This window comes from Streptomyces sp. NPDC008079 (genome assembly GCF_042957385.1).
Classification (GTDB): domain Bacteria; phylum Actinomycetota; class Actinomycetes; order Streptomycetales; family Streptomycetaceae; genus Actinacidiphila.
Map to the genome: position 1 here is coordinate 191,544 of NZ_JBIBIC010000005.1, position 16,054 is coordinate 207,597.

Genomic DNA, 16,054 nt, shown 5'->3' on the forward strand with positions numbered 1-16,054 from the left:
CCTGCGCGCCTGTCGCGTGGGCCGCGGGGTGGGATCGGGAGCCGCCCTCCCACAGGCCGGGCGGCTTTCGCCGGGGCCTGGTCGGCACTGACCGGCACGGTCCGGGCACTGACCGACGCCGTCCGGCACCGTCCGACGCCGTCCGAGAAGGGACTTGATGGACACCACCGCCGCCGTCGACCGCTTCGAACTGCCCGCCAGCGCCCGCGCCGTGCTGCGCGCGCTGGCCACCGACGGCCCGGCGACCCGGCCGCAGCTCAGCACCGCGCTCGCGCTGTCCCGGCCCACGATGTCGGTGGCCATGGCGGAGCTGTCACGGCTCGGGCTGGTCGAGGGGCAGGGCAGTTCACGCGGCGCCACCGGGCGCAGCGCCGTCCTCTACTCGCTCGCGCCGACCGCCGGGCACGTCCTCGGCGTCGAGATCGGCGCCACCGTGGTCCGGGCGGCGGCGTACACCCTCGACGGGCAGGAGATCTGCACCGCCGAGGTGCGGCTGCCCTCCGACCAGCCGACGGTCACACCGGAGGCGGCGGACGCGGCGGCGGGGGTGGTGCGTACGGTGCGCGAGGAGGTCGGGGCGCGGTACGGGCCGCTGCGCGAGGTGGTGGTCGCGGCGCCGACGCTGCCGAATGTGGGGGCTTCCGGTGCGGGACGCGGAGGCGGTGGCCTTCAGCCGGACGGCACGGTACGGATCACCGACGCGCTCGCCGTGCCCGACGGCGTGCCGGTCACCGTCGAGAACAACGTCAACTGCGCCGCCGTCGCCGAGCACCGCTTCGGTGTCGCCCGCCACCAGCAGATGTTCGCCTACATCCAGGTCGGCGTGAAGATCGGCGTCGGCATCGTGCTCGACGGACGCCTGATGCAGGGTGCGAACGGCGCCGCCGGTGAGGCCGCCATGCTGCCCTTCCCCTGGTCGGAGTCCCAACAGCCCCGGCGCGCCGGGCTCGAGCACTTCCTCGGCTCCGACGCCCTGATGGAACGCTGCCGCGCCGCCTGGCCCGCCTCCGGCGGCGGGCCCGTGCCGCTGGACGCCAAGGCCCTCTTCGCGTCCGCCGCCTCCGGCCACGCCGCCGCCCGCCGCGTCGTCGACGAACACGCCGCCGCCATCGGCCGCCTCGTCGCCGCCGTCGTCGCCCTGCTCGACCCCGGCCTCGTCGTCCTCGGCGGCGGCGTGGGCCAGAACCAGCTGGTCCTCCTGGAAGTCCGCCGCACCGTCCACGAACTGACCTGGCCCACCGACATCACCATCGGCGGCCTCGCCGAACGCGCCACCCTCCTCGGCGCCGTCCACGTCGCCCTGACCCGCGCCCTGGACTCGATGACCTAGGGTCTGTCCGCACGGTCTCGTCCGGCTGGCGGGTCAGACGATCAGGACTCTGCGGCCGCGGGTGTGGCCGGCCTGGCTGTCGGCGTGGGCCGCGGCGGCCTCGGCGAGGGGGTAGGAGGTGTCGACGGGGATGCGGAGCGCGCGGCGGGTGATGAGGGCGGCGGCCTCGGCGAGGGCGGCGGGGACGCTGCCCGCGGTGCCGGAGAAGCGGACGCCGTGGTCGGGTGCGGTGAGGTCGGCGATGGAGACGACCTTGCGGGGGTCGCCGGTGAGGGCGACGAGTTCGGGGACGACGCCGGAGCCCGCGAGGTCGAGCGCGGCGTGGACGGGGCCGAGGGCGCGGACCCGGTCGGTCCAGCCGTCGCCGTAGGTCGTGGCGAGGGCGCCGAGTTCGCGGAGGTAGTCCTGGTTGGCGGGCCCCGCGGTGCCGATGACGGTGACGCCGCGGTCGCGGGCGATCTGGAGGACGGCTGATCCGACGCCCCCGGAGGCGCCGCTGACCAGCAGGGTCTGTCCCGGCTCGACGCCGGCCTCGCGGAGGATCCGCAGCGTGGTCTCGACCACGGAGGGGTATCCGGCCGCCTCTTCGAAGGTCAGCCCTTCGGGCATCCGGGCCCAGGCCGAGAGGACCGCGAACTCGGCGTAGGTGCTGGTCCCTTCGCCGAATACGTGGTCGCCGATCTCGACACCGTCGACGCCCTCGCCGATCTCGTCCACCACCCCGGCGGCGTCCAGCCCGACGCCCGCGGGCAGTTGGACCGGATGGGCCTTGAGGATCTGGCCTTCGCGGACCCGCCAGTCGGCGGGGTTCACACCGGCCGCCCGTACGGCGACGCGTATCAGGCCGGGGCCCGCGTGGGGCTCCTCGGCGTCGATGAGGCGCAGGACATCGGGGCCGCCGAACTCGGCGAAGCTCACTTTCTTCATGCGACGGACCGTAACACTAACGGTTAGTTTTTTGAAACCGTTCCTTTTTCGTAGCTGATAGTGTGCGGTCATGACCGTGCCGACCGGACGCCGTGAGCGCAAGAAGGCCGCGACCCGCCGGAAGATCGCCGACACCGCCCTGCGGCTCTTCCTGGAGCGCGGCTACGACGCGGTGGGAATCCGTGACGTGGCCGCCGAGGCCGACGTGGCCGTCACCACGCTCTTCTCGCACTTCGCCGCCAAAGAGGCGCTGGTGTTCGAGCAGGACGAGGACTTCGAGGAGCGCCTCACGCGGGCGGTCACCGACCGGGCGCCGGACGAGCCGGTCGTGCCCGCGCTGCGCCGCGAGATACACGCCCTGGTACGGCACTGCACGGCGGACGGCGCCGCGCCGGTCTGGCGGATGATCGACGGGTCGCCCGCGCTGCGGAAGTACGAGGAGTCGATGCGGCTGCGGCACGCGGAGTCGGTGGCCGCGGCCCTCGTCGCCGATCCCGGACTGCCGCAGAGCGCGACGGCCTGCCGGACGCTCGCGAGGTTCGTGATCGACGCCTTCTCGCTGGCCCGCGAGTCGGCCGATCCGCAGGCCGCGGTGGACGAGGTCTTCGCGATGATCGAGGCGGCCTGGGAGGCCGCCCGCCCCTCACGGCAGGCGTGAGGAACGCGAAGGACGCGGGGAACGCGACGACCGCCGGGAACGCCAGGGACGGGACGCAGCGACCCGCGGCTCAGGCAGAGAAAGTCCGCCCGCGGCTCACGGGCGGAAGGTGCGGCCCCGCACCGTCCCCTCCGCGATCCCGACGTAGACCTCCGCGACCTCGCGGACGGGGGTGCCCGCGGCGGGATCGGCGGACATGGCCCGGAGGGTCTCACTGATCCAGCCGGGGCTGACGAGGTTGAGGCGCAGTCCGCGCGGGAGTTCGCTCGCGGCGTTGCGGACGAAGCCCTCGAGGCCGCTGTTGATGAGCGCGCCCAGCGAGCCGCCCGCCATGGGCGCGGCGAAGGTGCCGCCGGTCAGGGTGATGGAGCCGCCGTCGCGCACATGGCGGGCCGCGCGCTGGACCAGGGCGACCTGGCCCCAGAGTTTGGCCCGCACCCCGGTCGCGAAGTCCTCGTCCGTGGCCGACGCCAGCTCCAGCAGCGGGCCGTTGGCGGCGCAGCACACGACCGCGTCCAGACCGTCGACCTCACCGAAGAGCGTGTCCATCGTGGACGGGACTTCGAGGTCCACCTTCAGCGGACCCCGGCGCGAGGCCGCGACCACCTCGTGCCGTGCCGCTGTCAGCGCGGCGGCCACCGCGCTCCCGACGGTTCCGGAAGCTCCGATCACCAGTGCCCTCATGCCCCCGATCATCCCCCACCGGCCCCCTCCCCCTCAACGGCCCCACCCGACCCGGTCAGTACGGGTAGTGGACCGGCGTGGACTGCACGGTCAGCCACCGCAGTTGGGTGAATTCGTGGAGGTTGGACTCACCGCCGGAACGGCCGCCGAGGCCGGACGCGGCGAGGCCGCCGAAGGGCGCCTGGGGCTCGTCGAGGCAGGTCGAGTCGTTGACGTGGACCATGGCGGAGCCGAGCCCCGCGGCGAGGCGGCGACCGCGCGCGAGGTCGGAGGTGAGGACGGCGTCGACCAGGCCGTACGGGGTGTCGTTGGCGACGGCGAGAGCCTCGGCGTCGGTGTCGACGGCCAGCACGGGGGCGATGGGGGCGAAGATCTCCTCGGTCCACAGGGCCATGTCGCGGGTGACATCGGTGACGACGGTGGGCCGGTGGAAGAGGCCGTCGCCGTCGCCGCCCTCGACGACCGTGGCACCCGCGGCGACGGCCTCGGCGAGCAGTTCGCGGGCCCGTTCGCGCTGTTCGGCGCTGATCATCGGGCCGAGGCCGACGCCGTCCCTGGTCGGGTCGCCGACGGTGATCCGGGCGGCACGCGCGGCGAGATCGGCGACGTAGGCGTCGAAGACGGGCCGCTGGACGATGTGCCGGCCCGCGGTGATGCAGGTCTGGCCCTGGTAGTGGAAGGCGGACCAGGCGCCGATCTGTCCGGCCTGGTCGAGGTCGGCGTCGTCCAGGACGATCAGGGCGTTGTTGCCGCCGAGTTCGAGGGAGACCTTCTTCAGGCGCTCGCCCGCCTCCCGCGCGATGGTGCGGCCGACGGCGCTGGATCCGGTGAAGTGGACCATGGCGATGTCGGGGTGCGCGGTCAGCGCCTCGCCGGTGTCCTGCCCGCCGGGCACGACCTGGAGCACGCCCGCGGGCAGTCCGGCCTCGGCGAAGACATCGGCGATCAGCAGTCCGCCGCTGAGCGGGGTGTGCGGTGAGGGCTTGAGGACGACGGCGTTGCCGACGGCGAGGGCGGGCGCGAGGACGCGCATGGCCAGCACCAGCGGGAAGTTCCACGGGGTGATCACACCGACGACGCCCAACGGGACGCGCTGCGCGACGCTTTCCCGGCCGGGCGCGCGCGTGGGCAGCGTCTCGGCCCGTATGTGACCGGCGAGCGCGGCGGCCAGGTGGAGTTCTTCGACCGCTCCGGCGATCTCGTACTCGGCCTTGCCGCGGATCGAGCCGGTCTCGCGGACGATGAGGTCGGCGAACTCCCCCGCGCGGGCGCGCAGTCGGGCGGCGGCCTCGCGCAGCACGTCGGCGCGGGCGCCGAAGTCCGCGGCGGCCCAGGCCCGTCCGGCGACGGCGGCCTCCCGCGCGGCGCGGTCCAGGTCAGCGGGCGAGGCCCAGCCCGCCCGGCCGAGCGGTTCCTGGCGCGCCTTGTCGAGGACCGTCGACGTACGCCCGTTCTCGGCCGGGACGAAGGCCCCGCCGACGAAGAGAGCGCCGTCCCGGGCGCGCGGCGTGGATGGGGTCGGCATAACGGGCCTCCGTGTCGAAGCACTGGTCGAAGTACGGGTGTTGCGGTGCGGGTCCCGGTGGCGCCGCGCCTCGGGTACGGGCGAGCGGCGGTACGGCGGCCCGCGCGGCGGTGTCCTCGCGGTCCGCGCGCGCCCGGGCAGCACGGCAGCGCCGGTCCGGCCGTCTGAGTTTGTTAACCTTCCGAACTCTCACCGTAGCAGCGAAGACCGGCTTTGAGGAGGGGCGTCCGGCAGGAGGGCCGTCCGGCAGGAGGCGTTCTGTCCGCGTCAACCGCTGAGCCGTGCCCCCTGGTCCTTCTCCGTGGCGACCGCGGCGGAGGACAGGAGCGTCGCGGCGGCGAGGCTGCCCCACAGAGCCGTCGAGCCGTACGGGGCGAGGGCGGTGATGGCCGCGGGAGAGACGGCGAGGCCGAAGCCGGTGGAGAGTTGGAAGCGGGCGAGGGTGCGCCCCAGGACGTGGGCCGGGGCGAGGGCGGTGACGAGCGCGGTGGCGCTTCCGGCGTAGATGATCTCGCCGAGCGTGCAGACCACGGACACGGTGGCCACGGCCGGGGCGCCCCAGCCGTGCCGCAGTTCGGTGGCCGCGAGGAAGCCGAGGTAGGACGCGGTGAGGACGACACCGGCGAGGGCGAGCACGGACCGCCGGGAGAAGCGGGACATCAGGACGGTGACCGGGACCTGGAGGGTGACCACCAGCACGGTGTTGGCCACGAAGACGGCCGCCGACCACACCGGGGACGCGTGCAGTTGGGTCACCAGGACCAACGGGAGCGCGATCTCGGGGACGTTGAGGCAGAAGACGTAGACCACGTTGGCGGCCAGCAGCGCGCGCATCCGGGGCGCGGGACCGCTGTCGCCGCCCTCGGCGGGGGCGGCGGCCGGGTCCGCGCGCAGCCGGACCGACCACGCCAGGGCCGCGGCGGTGAGATACGCGAGCCCGGTGACGCCCGCCAGGACCTGCAACGCGGCGGCGCCGCCCGCCAGGCACGCGGTGGCGAGCAGCGCGCCCGCGCCCATACCGGCGTTGCGCAGGGCGCGGCCCGCCGCGAGCGCGGTGTCGCGGTCCCTGCCGTGGGCGACGGTGGCCACCACGGCGGCGTGGGCGGCGGGCCACGCCTGGTTGCCGATGCCGAGGAAGAGCGCCGCCGCCGCGAACATCCAGCCGTTGCCCGCCGGGGTGGCCAGCAGCAGCGCCACGCCCAGCACGCGCACCAGCATCGACGCCGCCACGGCCGTACTGCGCGCGCCCCGGTCCAGCCACAGCCCCACGGCGGGCACGCACACCAGCCCCACGACGACACCGGCCGTCATGGCGATGCCGGTGGCGGGCGCGGACAGGCTCAGCACCGTCACCCCGTAGAGCAGCAGGAACGGCCGGAGCAGGCCGGTGCCGAGCGCGTCCACGGTCATGGCGACGGCGTAGCGGGGGCCTCCGAAGGCGCGGACGAGGGCGCGGGGCCGGATCTGGGTGGTGGTTGCCATGGCGACAACGGTGCGTTCGGCCGCCGCGCCCGCCGTGTCGGTTGACGCAGACCGTCAACCGACGCGGCCAGGGGCCTTTGCGCTGCTCATAATGGGCGGGTGACCTTGCGGATCGACATCGGCGGCCTGCCGCCCGAGCGGCTGCGGTTCGCCGCCTCCCCGCTGGCGGAGCTGACGGCGATGCTGCACGTCCTGGCGGAACCCGGACACCATCCGCGGCTCGCCGGGTGGGCCGCGGACGTGTGGGCCGCGCTGCGGCCCGAGCTGGCCGAGCGGCTGCGGGAGGCGGAGTTCCTGTGGCGGTCCTCGCGCGCCGACTTCCTGGTGCCCGCCCGGCCCCGGCCGACCCTCGCCGAGGAACTGGACGATGTGGACCGGATCGACGACGCCCGGTACGTGACCGCCGCGCTGGTCACCACCTGCGGCAGCAACCGGATCCACTTCGGCTCCCCGTCGCCGCTCACCGACGCGACCGCGCGCGAACGGGCCCTGGACCTCGCCCAGGCGCGCGGCGCGTTGCAGGAGGCGTTCGCGGAACGGCTGCTCGCGGACCCGGCCGCCGTGCGGGCGCGGGTGCGCGACACCCTCGAACAGTGCGCCGGGGCGTTCTTCGACGCCGCCTGGTCGGGGGCCGCCGTAAGCATCGCCTCCGACCTGCGCCTGAAGCACGACCTGCTCAAGCGGCAGGGTCTCGGTGCGGCGCTCGCCTCGGTCTCCGGCGCGGTCGCCCTGGCGCCGGGCGGTGACCGGATCGTCGTGGACAAGCTCCAGGACAGCGCGACCGCCGCCCGCGACGACGGGGTCACCTTCATCCCGAGCGTCTTCGGCCGCCCGCACCTGGTGGCGGTGCACGCGCCCGGGTGGCGGCCGGTGGTGCAGTACCCGGTGGCCGAGCCGGGCCCGTCCGAGCAGGTGCCGATGGAGACGGTCACCCTCCGGCTGGAGGCGCTCGCGCATCCGGTACGGCTGCGGCTGCTGCGCACCCTCGCGCGCGGCCCGCACACCACCGTCGAACTGGCCCACGCCTGGGAGCTGTCGCCCCCCGAGGTCTCCCGCCACCTCGCCGTCCTGCGCCGCGCGGGCCTGCTCACGAGCCAACGCCACGGCCGTTACGTCCGGTACACCCTCAACGCGCCCGATCTGACGTCGCTCGGCTCCGATCTGCTGGCGGCCGTCCTGCGCTGAGCGGCGCCGCTCGGCGCTGGCGGCCGTCCTGCGCTGAGCGGTGCCGCTCGGAACGCCCCGCCGCAGCGGGACGCCCTCGAACGGCCGCGGCTCAGCCTTCCGCGCGGGCTACCAGATCGCCGGGGTCGGTGTTGGCCCCGCACAGCAGGACCGCCACCTTCTCGCCGGGGCGCGGCTCGTACGGCCGCCCGCCGCCGTCCTCTCCCCCGGTCGGCAGCAGCGGCGCGAAGGCGGTGGCCCCGCCCACCTCGGTGACGATCCTCAGCTCGTCCCAGAGCGTCTGGCGGGCGGCGATGATGGCCCGGTCGGGCACCAGGACGGACCGCGCGTTGTCCTGACGGCCCGCGTGGACCGCCATCTCGGTGGCGCGGCGCGCGCCGAGCGAGTCGCCCGCGACGGAGTCCACGGTCACGTCGACCGGGTGGCCGGCCTCGACGGCCGCGTGCAGCGTACGGGCGTTCTCCGGCTCCACGGCGACGGCGCGGATGCCGTGCTCGCGCGCGGCGGTGGCGACCCCGGCGAACAGTCCGCCGCCGCCGACCGCCACAAGGACGGTGTCCAGGCCGGGAATCGCGGTACGGATCTCGTCCAGTACGGTGCCCGCCCCCGCGGCGATGTACGGGTGGTCGTAGGCGTGGCTGCCCAGCGCGCCCGCGGTGGCGGTGAACTCCTCGCAGGCGGCGAGCGCTTCGGCGTACTCCTTGCCCACCAGGCGTACGTCCGCGCCGTAGGCCCGCAGGCGCGCGACCTTCACCGCGGGGGCCGTCTCGGGCACGAAGACGGTGGCGGGGACGCCGAGAGCCTTGGCCGCCCACGCGCAGGCGAGCCCGGCGTTGCCGCCGGACGCGATGGTGACGCCCGCGGCCGGGAGGGTGCCGGCGGCGCTGTGCGCGAGCAGGAAATTCCGCGCGCCGCGCGCCTTGAAGGAGCCCGTGAACTGGAGGTATTCCAGGGCGAACCACAGCTCGTAGGGCTCGCCGCCCCGGCCGCCGCCGACGAGGCCGGGGTCGGCCCTGGTGACGGCCACCGGCCTGATGTGGCCGTCGATGCGGTCGGCCGCCTGCCGGATGTCGTCATAGTCGAGGTGGCGCACGCGCTGCTCCGGGGGTTCGGGGGTTCGGGGGACGGTGAAGGGCTTCAGGTCAGGTGCTTCAGGTGAAGCGCTTCAGGTCACGGCTTGAGGTCAGGGCCGCTCTTCGCGGTCCGATCATCGTGCCACGCGCCCGATCGGCGCCCCGCGCCGCCCAGGACGCCTGGTGGCACCCGGTCGACGTCGCCATGGAGATCCCCCCGCCGCGCGGACGGCGACGGCTGCGGCCAAAGCGGCGCCGTGCGAGGGTGCCGACCGGGGCGCGGGGGGACGCGGCCTTGCGCGGGCCCGGTCCGGCAGGCGTCTGTCTGGTGCGCCTCTCCCGTAAACCTCGGCCGGGAGGCCAGACTTGGCGGTGTGGTGAACAAGCGCAGCGCCGGGGTCCTGCTCTTCCGCGAGGTCGGCGGCGCGGACCGGGACGCCGGGATCGAGGTCCTTCTCGGGCACATGGGCGGGCCCTTCTGGGCCCGGCGCGACGCGGGCGCGTGGTCGATCGTCAAGGGCGAGTACGGGGCGGACGAAGCCGCGGTGGACGCCGCCCGGCGCGAGTTCCGGGAGGAGGTCGGCCTGCCGCTGCCCGACGGCGAACTCCTCCCGCTCGGCGAGACCGAGCAGTCCGGCGGCAAGGTCGTCACGGCCTGGGCGCTGCACGCCGACTTCGACCCGGCCCTCGCCGTGCCCGGCACCTTCACGATGGAGTGGCCGAAGGGGTCGGGCCGCCTCCAGGAGTTCCCGGAGATCGACCGGGTGGCCTGGCTCGGTCTGCCGCAGGCCCACGAGAAGATCGTGGAGGGGCAGCGCGTCTTCCTCGACCGCCTGGCCGCGCTGCGCGCCGGTTGACGAGGGGCATACGGGGCCGCCCCCACCGGCCCTACGGCGTCGGCCCGTCGAGCGACCGCCGCCTGCCGCGCAGAAAGGCCCGCTCGGCCGCGTTGTCGGTCCGCCCGAGCGCCGCGTCGTAGGCCGCCGCGGCCTCCCGCGTACGGCCCAGGCGGCGCAACAGGTCGGCGCGGACGGCGTGCAGGACGTGGTAGGCGTCCAGGTCGAGGCGGTCGACGAGGGCGAGCGCCGCCGCCGGTCCCTGGACCTCGGCCACCGCGACCGCGCGGTTGAGGGCGACGACCGGGCCGGGGGCGACGGCGAGCAACTGGTCGTACAGCGTCACGATCTGCGGCCAGTCCGTGGCCGCCGCCGTCGGCGCGTCGCTGTGCACGGCGTTGATCGCCGCCTGGATCTGGTACGGACCCGGCTGCCCCCGCCGCAGGCACTGCCGTACGAGATCCTGGCCCTCCGCGATCAGGGCGCGGTCCCACCGGCTCCGGTCCTGGTCGGCGAGGAGGACGAGGCCGCCGTCCCCGGCGGTGCGCGCCGCCTCCCGCGACCGGGTGAGCAGCATCAGCGCCAGCAGGCCGGGCACTTCGGGCTCGTCGGGCATCAGCGCGTGCAGCAGGCGGCCGAGCCGTACCGCCTCGGCGCACAGGTCGGCGCGGACCAGCCGGTCGCCCGAACCGGCCGTGTGGCCCTCGTTGAAGATCAAATAGACGACGGCGAGCACCGCGCGGAGCCGGTCGGGCAGGTCGGCGTCGGACGGGACGCGGTACGGGATGCGCGCGTCGCGGATCTTGCTCTTGGCCCGCACCAGCCGCTGCGCCATGGTCGGCTCGGGCACCAGGAAGGCCCGCGCGATCTCGGCCGTGGTCAGCCCGCCGAGCAGCCGCAGCGTCAGGGCGGTCCTGGCCGCCGGGGAGAGGGCCGGGTGGCAGCAGGTGAAGATCAGCCGCAGCCGGTCGTCGTGCACGGGGCCCTCCTCTCGCGCCGGTTCCCGGTCGGCCCGCAGCAGCGCGGCCTGGGCCTGGTGGTCCGCGCGGGAGGACTCGCGGCGCAGCCGGTCGATCGCGCGGTTGCGCGCCGTGGTGATGATCCAGCCCGCCGGGCTCGGCGGCACCCCGTCGGCCGGCCAGCGCCGTACCGCCGTGGTGAACGCGTCCTGGACCGCCTCCTCGGCGACGTCGATGTCGCCGAAGGAGCGGACGAGGACGGCGACGGCGCGGCCGTACTGCTCGCGGAAGACGCGGGCGGCCTCCGGCTCGGGCGCCGCCCCCTTTCCCGGCCCGTACGCCGCCCGTGGCTCCGGCCCCGGCTCCGGCCCCTCGTACGGCGGCCGTCGCTCCGGCTCGCGCGTCATGCCGACGTCACTCGGACGGCCCGTACCGGAGCGGCCTGACCTCGATCGGGAGGGTCGTCGCGCGGGCGAGCGCGCGGCCCCACGCGAGGGCGGCGTCCAGGTCGGGCGCCTCGACGATCGTGAAGCCGCCGAGGTGCTCCTTGCCCTCGACGTACGGGCCGTCCGTGGTCAGGATGTCGTCGCCCTTGTGCCGCAGCACGGTGGCCGTGCCCGCCGGGAACAGGCCCGCGGCGAAGACCCAGGCCCCGGCCGCCTTCATCTCGGCGTTGAGCGTGTCGAGGTCGCGCCGGATCGGGGCGAGGAATTCGGCGGACGGCGGCTCGTCGGTGTCGGGCTGGTAGACGCTGAGCAGATACTGCGGCATGGGGTGCCTCCCGGGTCCGTACCGGGCTCCTGCCCGGTTCCTGCGGCCGGTGCGCCGACCGGCTCTCACTGTCCATACGAACGGGTCGGGCCCGGATCGACATCTCGGCTGTTGTTGAATGGTGGACGGCCCGCCGCCGACCGAGGGCGTGCCCGGTGAGGTCCGGCCCGAGGTGAGGCAATCAACAGGTGAGTGCGCGTCCCGTGTCCCTGAGGAGTCTGATACCGGCGGTCTTCCTGCCGGTCCTGATCTTCGAGACGGGCATGGGCGCCCTCGCTCCGGTGCTCGCGCTCAGCGGCAGAGCGCTGGGCGCGAGCGTCGGCAGCGCCGGGCTGGTGCTGGCGCTGCTCGGCGTCGGGCAGATCCTCGGCGACGTGCCGGCCGGTGCGCTGGCGGCGCGGCTCGGCGACCGCAAGGCGATGCTGGTCGCCTCCGGGGTCACGGCGGTGACGCTGTCCGGCTGCGCGCTGGCCCGCAGCGTGTGGCAGCTCGCGGTGGCGGTGACCGTCACCGGCGCCTCCAACGCCGTCTTCATCCTGGCCAGACAGTCGTATCTCACCGAGGTCGTGCCCACCGGGCTGCGCGCGCGGGCGATGTCCACACTCGGCGGCATGTCGCGCGTCGGCGCCTTCGTCGGGCCGTTCCTCGGCGCGGCCGTGCTCACCAGGTTCCCGGTGCACGACATCTACTGGCTGGCGCTGCTGTGCACGGCGGTGACGGTCGTGGTGCTGCTGACCGTGCGCGACGTCGCGGACCCGGCGGCGGGGGCCGTACGGGAGACCGCCTCGGTACGGTCGGTGCTGCGCGGCCACCGCCGGGTCTTCCTGACGCTGGGCCTGGCCGTCCTGCTGGTGGCCTCGGTCCGCGCGACCCGGCAGACGGTGCTGCCGCTGTGGGCCGACCATCTGGGTCTGAGCCCTTCGTCCACCAGTGTGGTCTTCGGGATCGCGGGGCTGGTCGACACCCTGACCTTCTACCCGTCGGGGCAGGTGATGGACCGGGCGGGCCGCCTGTGGATCGCCGTGCCGTCCATGGTGGTGCTGGGCTGCGCGCAGGCCGCGCTGCCGCTGACCCACAGCCTGGCGTCGCTGACCGTCGTCGCCATGCTGATGGGCTTCGGCAACGGGATCGGCAGCGGCATCCTCATGACCCTCGGCGCCGATGTCGCGCCGCCGCGCGCCCGCTCGCAGTTCCTCGGTGTGTGGCGGCTGTGCGCGGACTCCGGCGCGGCGGGCGGTCCGCTGGTCGTCTCGGCCGCCGCCGCCCTCGGCAGCCTCGCGGCCGGGATCGCCCTCATGGGCGCGGTCGGCCTCGCGGCGGCGGGCGCGCTGCTGCGCTGGGTGCCGCGCTATTCGGCCTACGCGACGACCGGTACCCGCCGGTCGAGCACACGGGTCGCGGGCGGCGCGGCCCCCGCCCCCGTACCCGAGCCGCGCCCGCCGGGGGACGCGTCCGGGCAGCCGGAGCATCCGGTCCGGGGCAGGGGCGAACCTCCGCGTACGTGAGGGCCGCCCCCTCGTACGCGGAGCGGACGGCGGCCCGCGGTGTGCCCACGTACCGTGGTCAGACCGCCCGTTCGGCCAGGAACGCCTCCCAGGTGCGCTCGCCGACGGTGGCGCCCTCAGTCGTCAGATTCTCCCCGTCCCGGTACACGCGCCCGGCCTTGCCCGGCATCGGGACCGGCATGATCGGGCGGCGCTTGCCGACCGCCTGGAGGTAGCCGCGGGCCGCCTCGGCCAGCGTGTAGACGGTGGGACCCACCATGTCGGGGACCCGCCCCGCGGGCTCGGCGAGGGCCAACTCCACCATGCGGGCGGCGACTTCGCGTGAGTCGACCGGCTGGAGCCGCATCACGCCGGGGATCGGCAGCACCGGCAGCTTGGCCATCTTCCCGATCACGGTGAAGGCGAACTCGTGGAACTGCGCGGCGCGCAGCGTCGTCCACGGCAGCCCGGACTCGGCCACCATCCGCTCGGCGGCCAGTTTCACCTTGAAGTAGCCGAGCGGGACCTTGTCCGCCGCGACGACCGAGATGTAGACGAAGTGCCGTACGCCCGCGGCCGACGCGGCGGTCAGCAGGGCACGGGTGGACTTGTCGTCGCTCTTCGCGTCGCCCGCGAGGTGCAGGACGGTCTCGATGCCGTCCACCGCCGCGTCGATTCCCTCGCCCGTGAGCAGGTCGCCGGTGACGTACTCGACGCCGTCGCCGGACGCGTGGGCCGTACGGCTCAGCACCCGGGGTTTGGTGCCCGCCTCCGGCAGGAGCGGGATCACGTGCCGCCCGAGGGTGCCCGTACCGCCGGTGACCAGGATGGATGCTGTCATGACGTCTTCTCCGTGTTCGTCTGGCGAGTCGTCCGGCGGTCTCGTTCGGAGCCGGAATCCGATGGTCTGTCGCGGGGCCACCGTGGGGACACGGCGGGGAGACCGCAGGTCCCCACTAGCTGAGGCCGCCGTCCGCGCGGAGATTCTGGCCGGTGAGCCAGCGGGCGGCGGGGCCGGCGAGGAAGGCGACGACGTCCGCGATGTCGGCGGGGCGGCCCAGGCGGCCGAGCGGGGTGAGGTCGATGAGCGGCTGGAAGTCCGCACCCGGGTTGGCCTCGCGCAGGAGGTCGGTGTCGGTGGCGCCGGGCGAGACCGTGTTGACGGTGATGCCGCGCGCGCCGAGCTCGCGGGAGGCCACTCGGGTCAGTTGCTCGATCGCGCCCTTGCTGGCCGCGTAGGGCGCGTTCCCGGGCGCCGGGCGGAGCGTGTTGAGGGTGGAGATGTTGATGACACGGCCGTCGTCGCGCAGGTGCCTGGCCGCGTAACGCATGGTCAGGAAGGTGGACTTGGCGTTGCCCGCCATCACGCGGTCGTACATCTCCTCGTCGGTGTCGGCCAGGGGCGCGGGGGTGATGCTCAGCGCGGCGTTGTTGACCAGGATGTCCAGGCCGCCGAGGTGGCGGTCGGCGGTGGCCATCAGCCGCTCGGCGGCGCCGGGTTCCACGAGGTCGGCCCGGAGCGCCCGCGCGGTCCCGCCCGCCTCTTCGACGGTGCGTACGACATCGGCCGCGGCCTCGGCGTCGCGCGCGTAGCCGAACACGACGTCCGCGCCGTCGCGTGCGAGCCGTTCCACGATCGCCCGGCCGATGCCCCGCGAACCGCCGGTGACCACAGCGGTCTTGCCCTTGAGCACGGTCATGCAGCCCTCCCCCGGCGGCCGTTGCGGCCGCGGTCTCCGCCCCAGAACCTACGCCGGTCCGTACCGGCGCGGAACAGGGCGCGCCAAGGGCGGTGCGAGCCGCGCTCACCCCGGGAGGCGGTCGCCGCCCGTGTCGCGGTCGACCCGGTCCCGTGCGAGGGCGGGCACCAGCGACGAGTGGAGGTGGCGGGTGACCCGGCCCGGTGCGGGGGTGTGCGCGCGGTGGGGCGCGGGGACGCGCGCGTGCACATGGACGTGGTCGCGCACGGTGGCGGGCGGCGGCTGGGCCGCGCGGTCGAAGAGGTGCTCGCCGGTGCGTTCGACGGCGGCGGTGGCGACCGTACTGGCGACCAGCAGCGCGGCCAGTGTCGTGAGGGCCAGCGGGCGGCGGCGCGGCGGGCGGCCGAGCAGGGCGTGCACCCGCGCGGGGACGTCGCTGCCGGTGGCCGCCGCGACGGGCGCGGCTCCGGCGGCCGGGTGCGGCGCGTCGTGCTGGAGCAGCGCCGCGCGGGCGATGGTCCTGGCGACGAGCTGCCGGTCGCCGACGCTGCGGGCGGCGTCCTCGTCCGCCCAGCGCTCGACGGCCTGACCGGCAGCCTTGGCGGTACGGCGCAGCAACGGGTTGACGCCCGCGGCCAGTTCGGCGGCGAGGATCCACCAGACGTGCCGGTGGTTGAGGTGGGAGTGCTCGTGGGCGAGGACGACCTGCCGCTCCTGCGGGGTGAGCGCCCTGAGCAGGCCGGTGGTGATGACGATGCGCGCGGCGGGAGCGGGGGTGGTGAAGGCGTCGGGCCACGCGTTGTCGACGACGAGCACGGGGTCGGCGGTGCGCGGGCCGCGGGCGATCCGGTAGACGGCGGCCAGCGCGCGCAGTCGGCGGACGACGGTGAGCGAGGCGTGCGCGACGGCCGCGGCCAGCAGGACGAGGCTGGCCGCCGCCAGCGGGTCGGGCACGGGGTCGAGGGCGTCGAGGCGCTTGGGCGACCACGGTCCGAGCGCGGCGATCGCGGGCACCTGTCCGAGCCAGGTGAAGCCCAGCTCGCCGAGGACGAACAGGGTCGAGGCGGCCACCGCGAGCGCGGCGGGCACGAGCAGCCGGGTGGCCGTGGCGGGCGGCAGCAGCTTTCCGAGCCGGGGCGCGGTGAGCGCGAACAGCAGGCAGACGAGGGTGGTCGCGCAGACGGCTCCGGTCACGTCGCCTCCCCGGTGTCGGCCGCCGGCCGCCGGTCCGGGGGTGCCGGACGGCGCGACGCGGTCGAGCAGGTCGGGTCCTGGGGCGTCGATCCGCGCGACGCGGTCGAGTCGGTCGGGTCCGGGGACGCCGATCCGGGCACGGCGGTCGGGTCTTGAGGCGTCGGCCCGCGCACAGCGGTCGGGTCCGGGGACGCCGAACGGCGTGACGCGGTCGGGTCCCTGGGCGTCGGCCCGCGCACGGCGGTC

Annotated in this window: 15 protein-coding genes; 5 read left to right on the forward strand and 10 right to left on the reverse strand. The window is 75.1% G+C overall.

Annotated features, from left to right (window positions below):
- Positions 1–157 precede the first annotated feature (157 nt).
- The gene (locus tag ACFZAM_RS14285) at positions 158–1,330 is read left to right on the forward strand and encodes an ROK family protein (protein WP_391045890.1); all 1,173 of its coding nucleotides are present in this window, start codon (positions 158–160) and stop codon (positions 1,328–1,330) included.
- 33 nt (positions 1,331–1,363) lie between these two features.
- On the opposite strand, the gene ACFZAM_RS14290 is transcribed toward ACFZAM_RS14285, so the two are convergent.
- Entirely contained in the window at positions 1,364–2,257 is an 894-nt protein-coding gene (locus tag ACFZAM_RS14290; protein WP_391045892.1) for an alcohol dehydrogenase catalytic domain-containing protein, read from the reverse strand.
- 70 nt (positions 2,258–2,327) lie between these two features.
- Here ACFZAM_RS14290 and ACFZAM_RS14295 point away from each other — a divergent pair, with 70 nt between their 5' ends.
- Complete coding sequence (locus ACFZAM_RS14295; protein ID WP_391045894.1) at positions 2,328–2,915, forward strand: TetR family transcriptional regulator; 588 nt, start codon at positions 2,328–2,330, stop codon at positions 2,913–2,915.
- Positions 2,916–3,011: 96 nt separating this feature from the next.
- Here ACFZAM_RS14295 and ACFZAM_RS14300 read toward each other — a convergent pair whose 3' ends face one another.
- From ACFZAM_RS14300 to ACFZAM_RS14310, 3 genes are all read right to left on the reverse strand, one after another.
- Positions 3,012–3,599, reverse strand: coding sequence for a short chain dehydrogenase (locus ACFZAM_RS14300; protein ID WP_355341587.1), 588 nt, complete (start codon positions 3,597–3,599; stop codon positions 3,012–3,014).
- 55 nt (positions 3,600–3,654) lie between these two features.
- Positions 3,655–5,124, reverse strand: a complete 1,470-nt coding sequence (locus ACFZAM_RS14305; protein ID WP_391045896.1) for an aldehyde dehydrogenase family protein — start codon at positions 5,122–5,124, stop codon at positions 3,655–3,657.
- A gap of 267 nt (positions 5,125–5,391) precedes the next feature.
- Entirely contained in the window at positions 5,392–6,606 is a 1,215-nt protein-coding gene (locus tag ACFZAM_RS14310; protein ID WP_391045897.1) for an MFS transporter, read from the reverse strand.
- Positions 6,607–6,705: 99 nt separating this feature from the next.
- On the opposite strand from ACFZAM_RS14310, the gene ACFZAM_RS14315 reads away from it, so the two are divergent.
- Positions 6,706–7,791 (forward strand): DUF5937 family protein, encoded by a 1,086-nt coding sequence (locus ACFZAM_RS14315; protein ID WP_391045899.1) that lies wholly within the window; start codon positions 6,706–6,708, stop codon positions 7,789–7,791.
- 91 nt (positions 7,792–7,882) lie between these two features.
- Here ACFZAM_RS14315 and ACFZAM_RS14320 read toward each other — a convergent pair whose 3' ends face one another.
- Positions 7,883–8,884, reverse strand: a complete 1,002-nt coding sequence (locus ACFZAM_RS14320; RefSeq protein ID WP_355341575.1) for a threonine/serine dehydratase — start codon at positions 8,882–8,884, stop codon at positions 7,883–7,885.
- Positions 8,885–9,238: 354 nt separating this feature from the next.
- Here ACFZAM_RS14320 and ACFZAM_RS14325 point away from each other — a divergent pair, with 354 nt between their 5' ends.
- Positions 9,239–9,721 (forward strand): NUDIX domain-containing protein, encoded by a 483-nt coding sequence (locus ACFZAM_RS14325; protein WP_391045902.1) that lies wholly within the window; start codon positions 9,239–9,241, stop codon positions 9,719–9,721.
- 31 nt (positions 9,722–9,752) lie between these two features.
- Here ACFZAM_RS14325 and ACFZAM_RS14330 read toward each other — a convergent pair whose 3' ends face one another.
- Complete coding sequence (locus tag ACFZAM_RS14330; RefSeq protein WP_391045904.1) at positions 9,753–11,066, reverse strand: sigma-70 family RNA polymerase sigma factor; 1,314 nt, start codon at positions 11,064–11,066, stop codon at positions 9,753–9,755.
- 7 nt (positions 11,067–11,073) lie between these two features.
- Positions 11,074–11,430, reverse strand: a complete 357-nt coding sequence (locus tag ACFZAM_RS14335) for a YciI family protein (protein ID WP_391045906.1) — start codon at positions 11,428–11,430, stop codon at positions 11,074–11,076.
- 203 nt (positions 11,431–11,633) lie between these two features.
- On the opposite strand from ACFZAM_RS14335, the gene ACFZAM_RS14340 reads away from it, so the two are divergent.
- Complete coding sequence (locus tag ACFZAM_RS14340; RefSeq protein WP_391045908.1) at positions 11,634–12,935, forward strand: MFS transporter; 1,302 nt, start codon at positions 11,634–11,636, stop codon at positions 12,933–12,935.
- A 58-nt stretch (positions 12,936–12,993) separates the two neighbouring features.
- Here ACFZAM_RS14340 and ACFZAM_RS14345 read toward each other — a convergent pair whose 3' ends face one another.
- From ACFZAM_RS14345 to ACFZAM_RS14355, 3 genes are all read right to left on the reverse strand, one after another.
- Complete coding sequence (locus ACFZAM_RS14345; RefSeq protein ID WP_391045909.1) at positions 12,994–13,755, reverse strand: NAD(P)H-binding protein; 762 nt, start codon at positions 13,753–13,755, stop codon at positions 12,994–12,996.
- 115 nt (positions 13,756–13,870) lie between these two features.
- Positions 13,871–14,614: a glucose 1-dehydrogenase gene (locus ACFZAM_RS14350; RefSeq protein ID WP_355341557.1), complete on the reverse strand. Its 744-nt coding sequence runs from the start codon at positions 14,612–14,614 to the stop codon at positions 13,871–13,873.
- 105 nt (positions 14,615–14,719) lie between these two features.
- The gene (locus ACFZAM_RS14355) at positions 14,720–15,808 is read right to left on the reverse strand and encodes a M48 family metalloprotease (RefSeq protein ID WP_391045911.1); all 1,089 of its coding nucleotides are present in this window, start codon (positions 15,806–15,808) and stop codon (positions 14,720–14,722) included.
- Between the last annotated feature and the right edge of the window lie 246 nt (positions 15,809–16,054).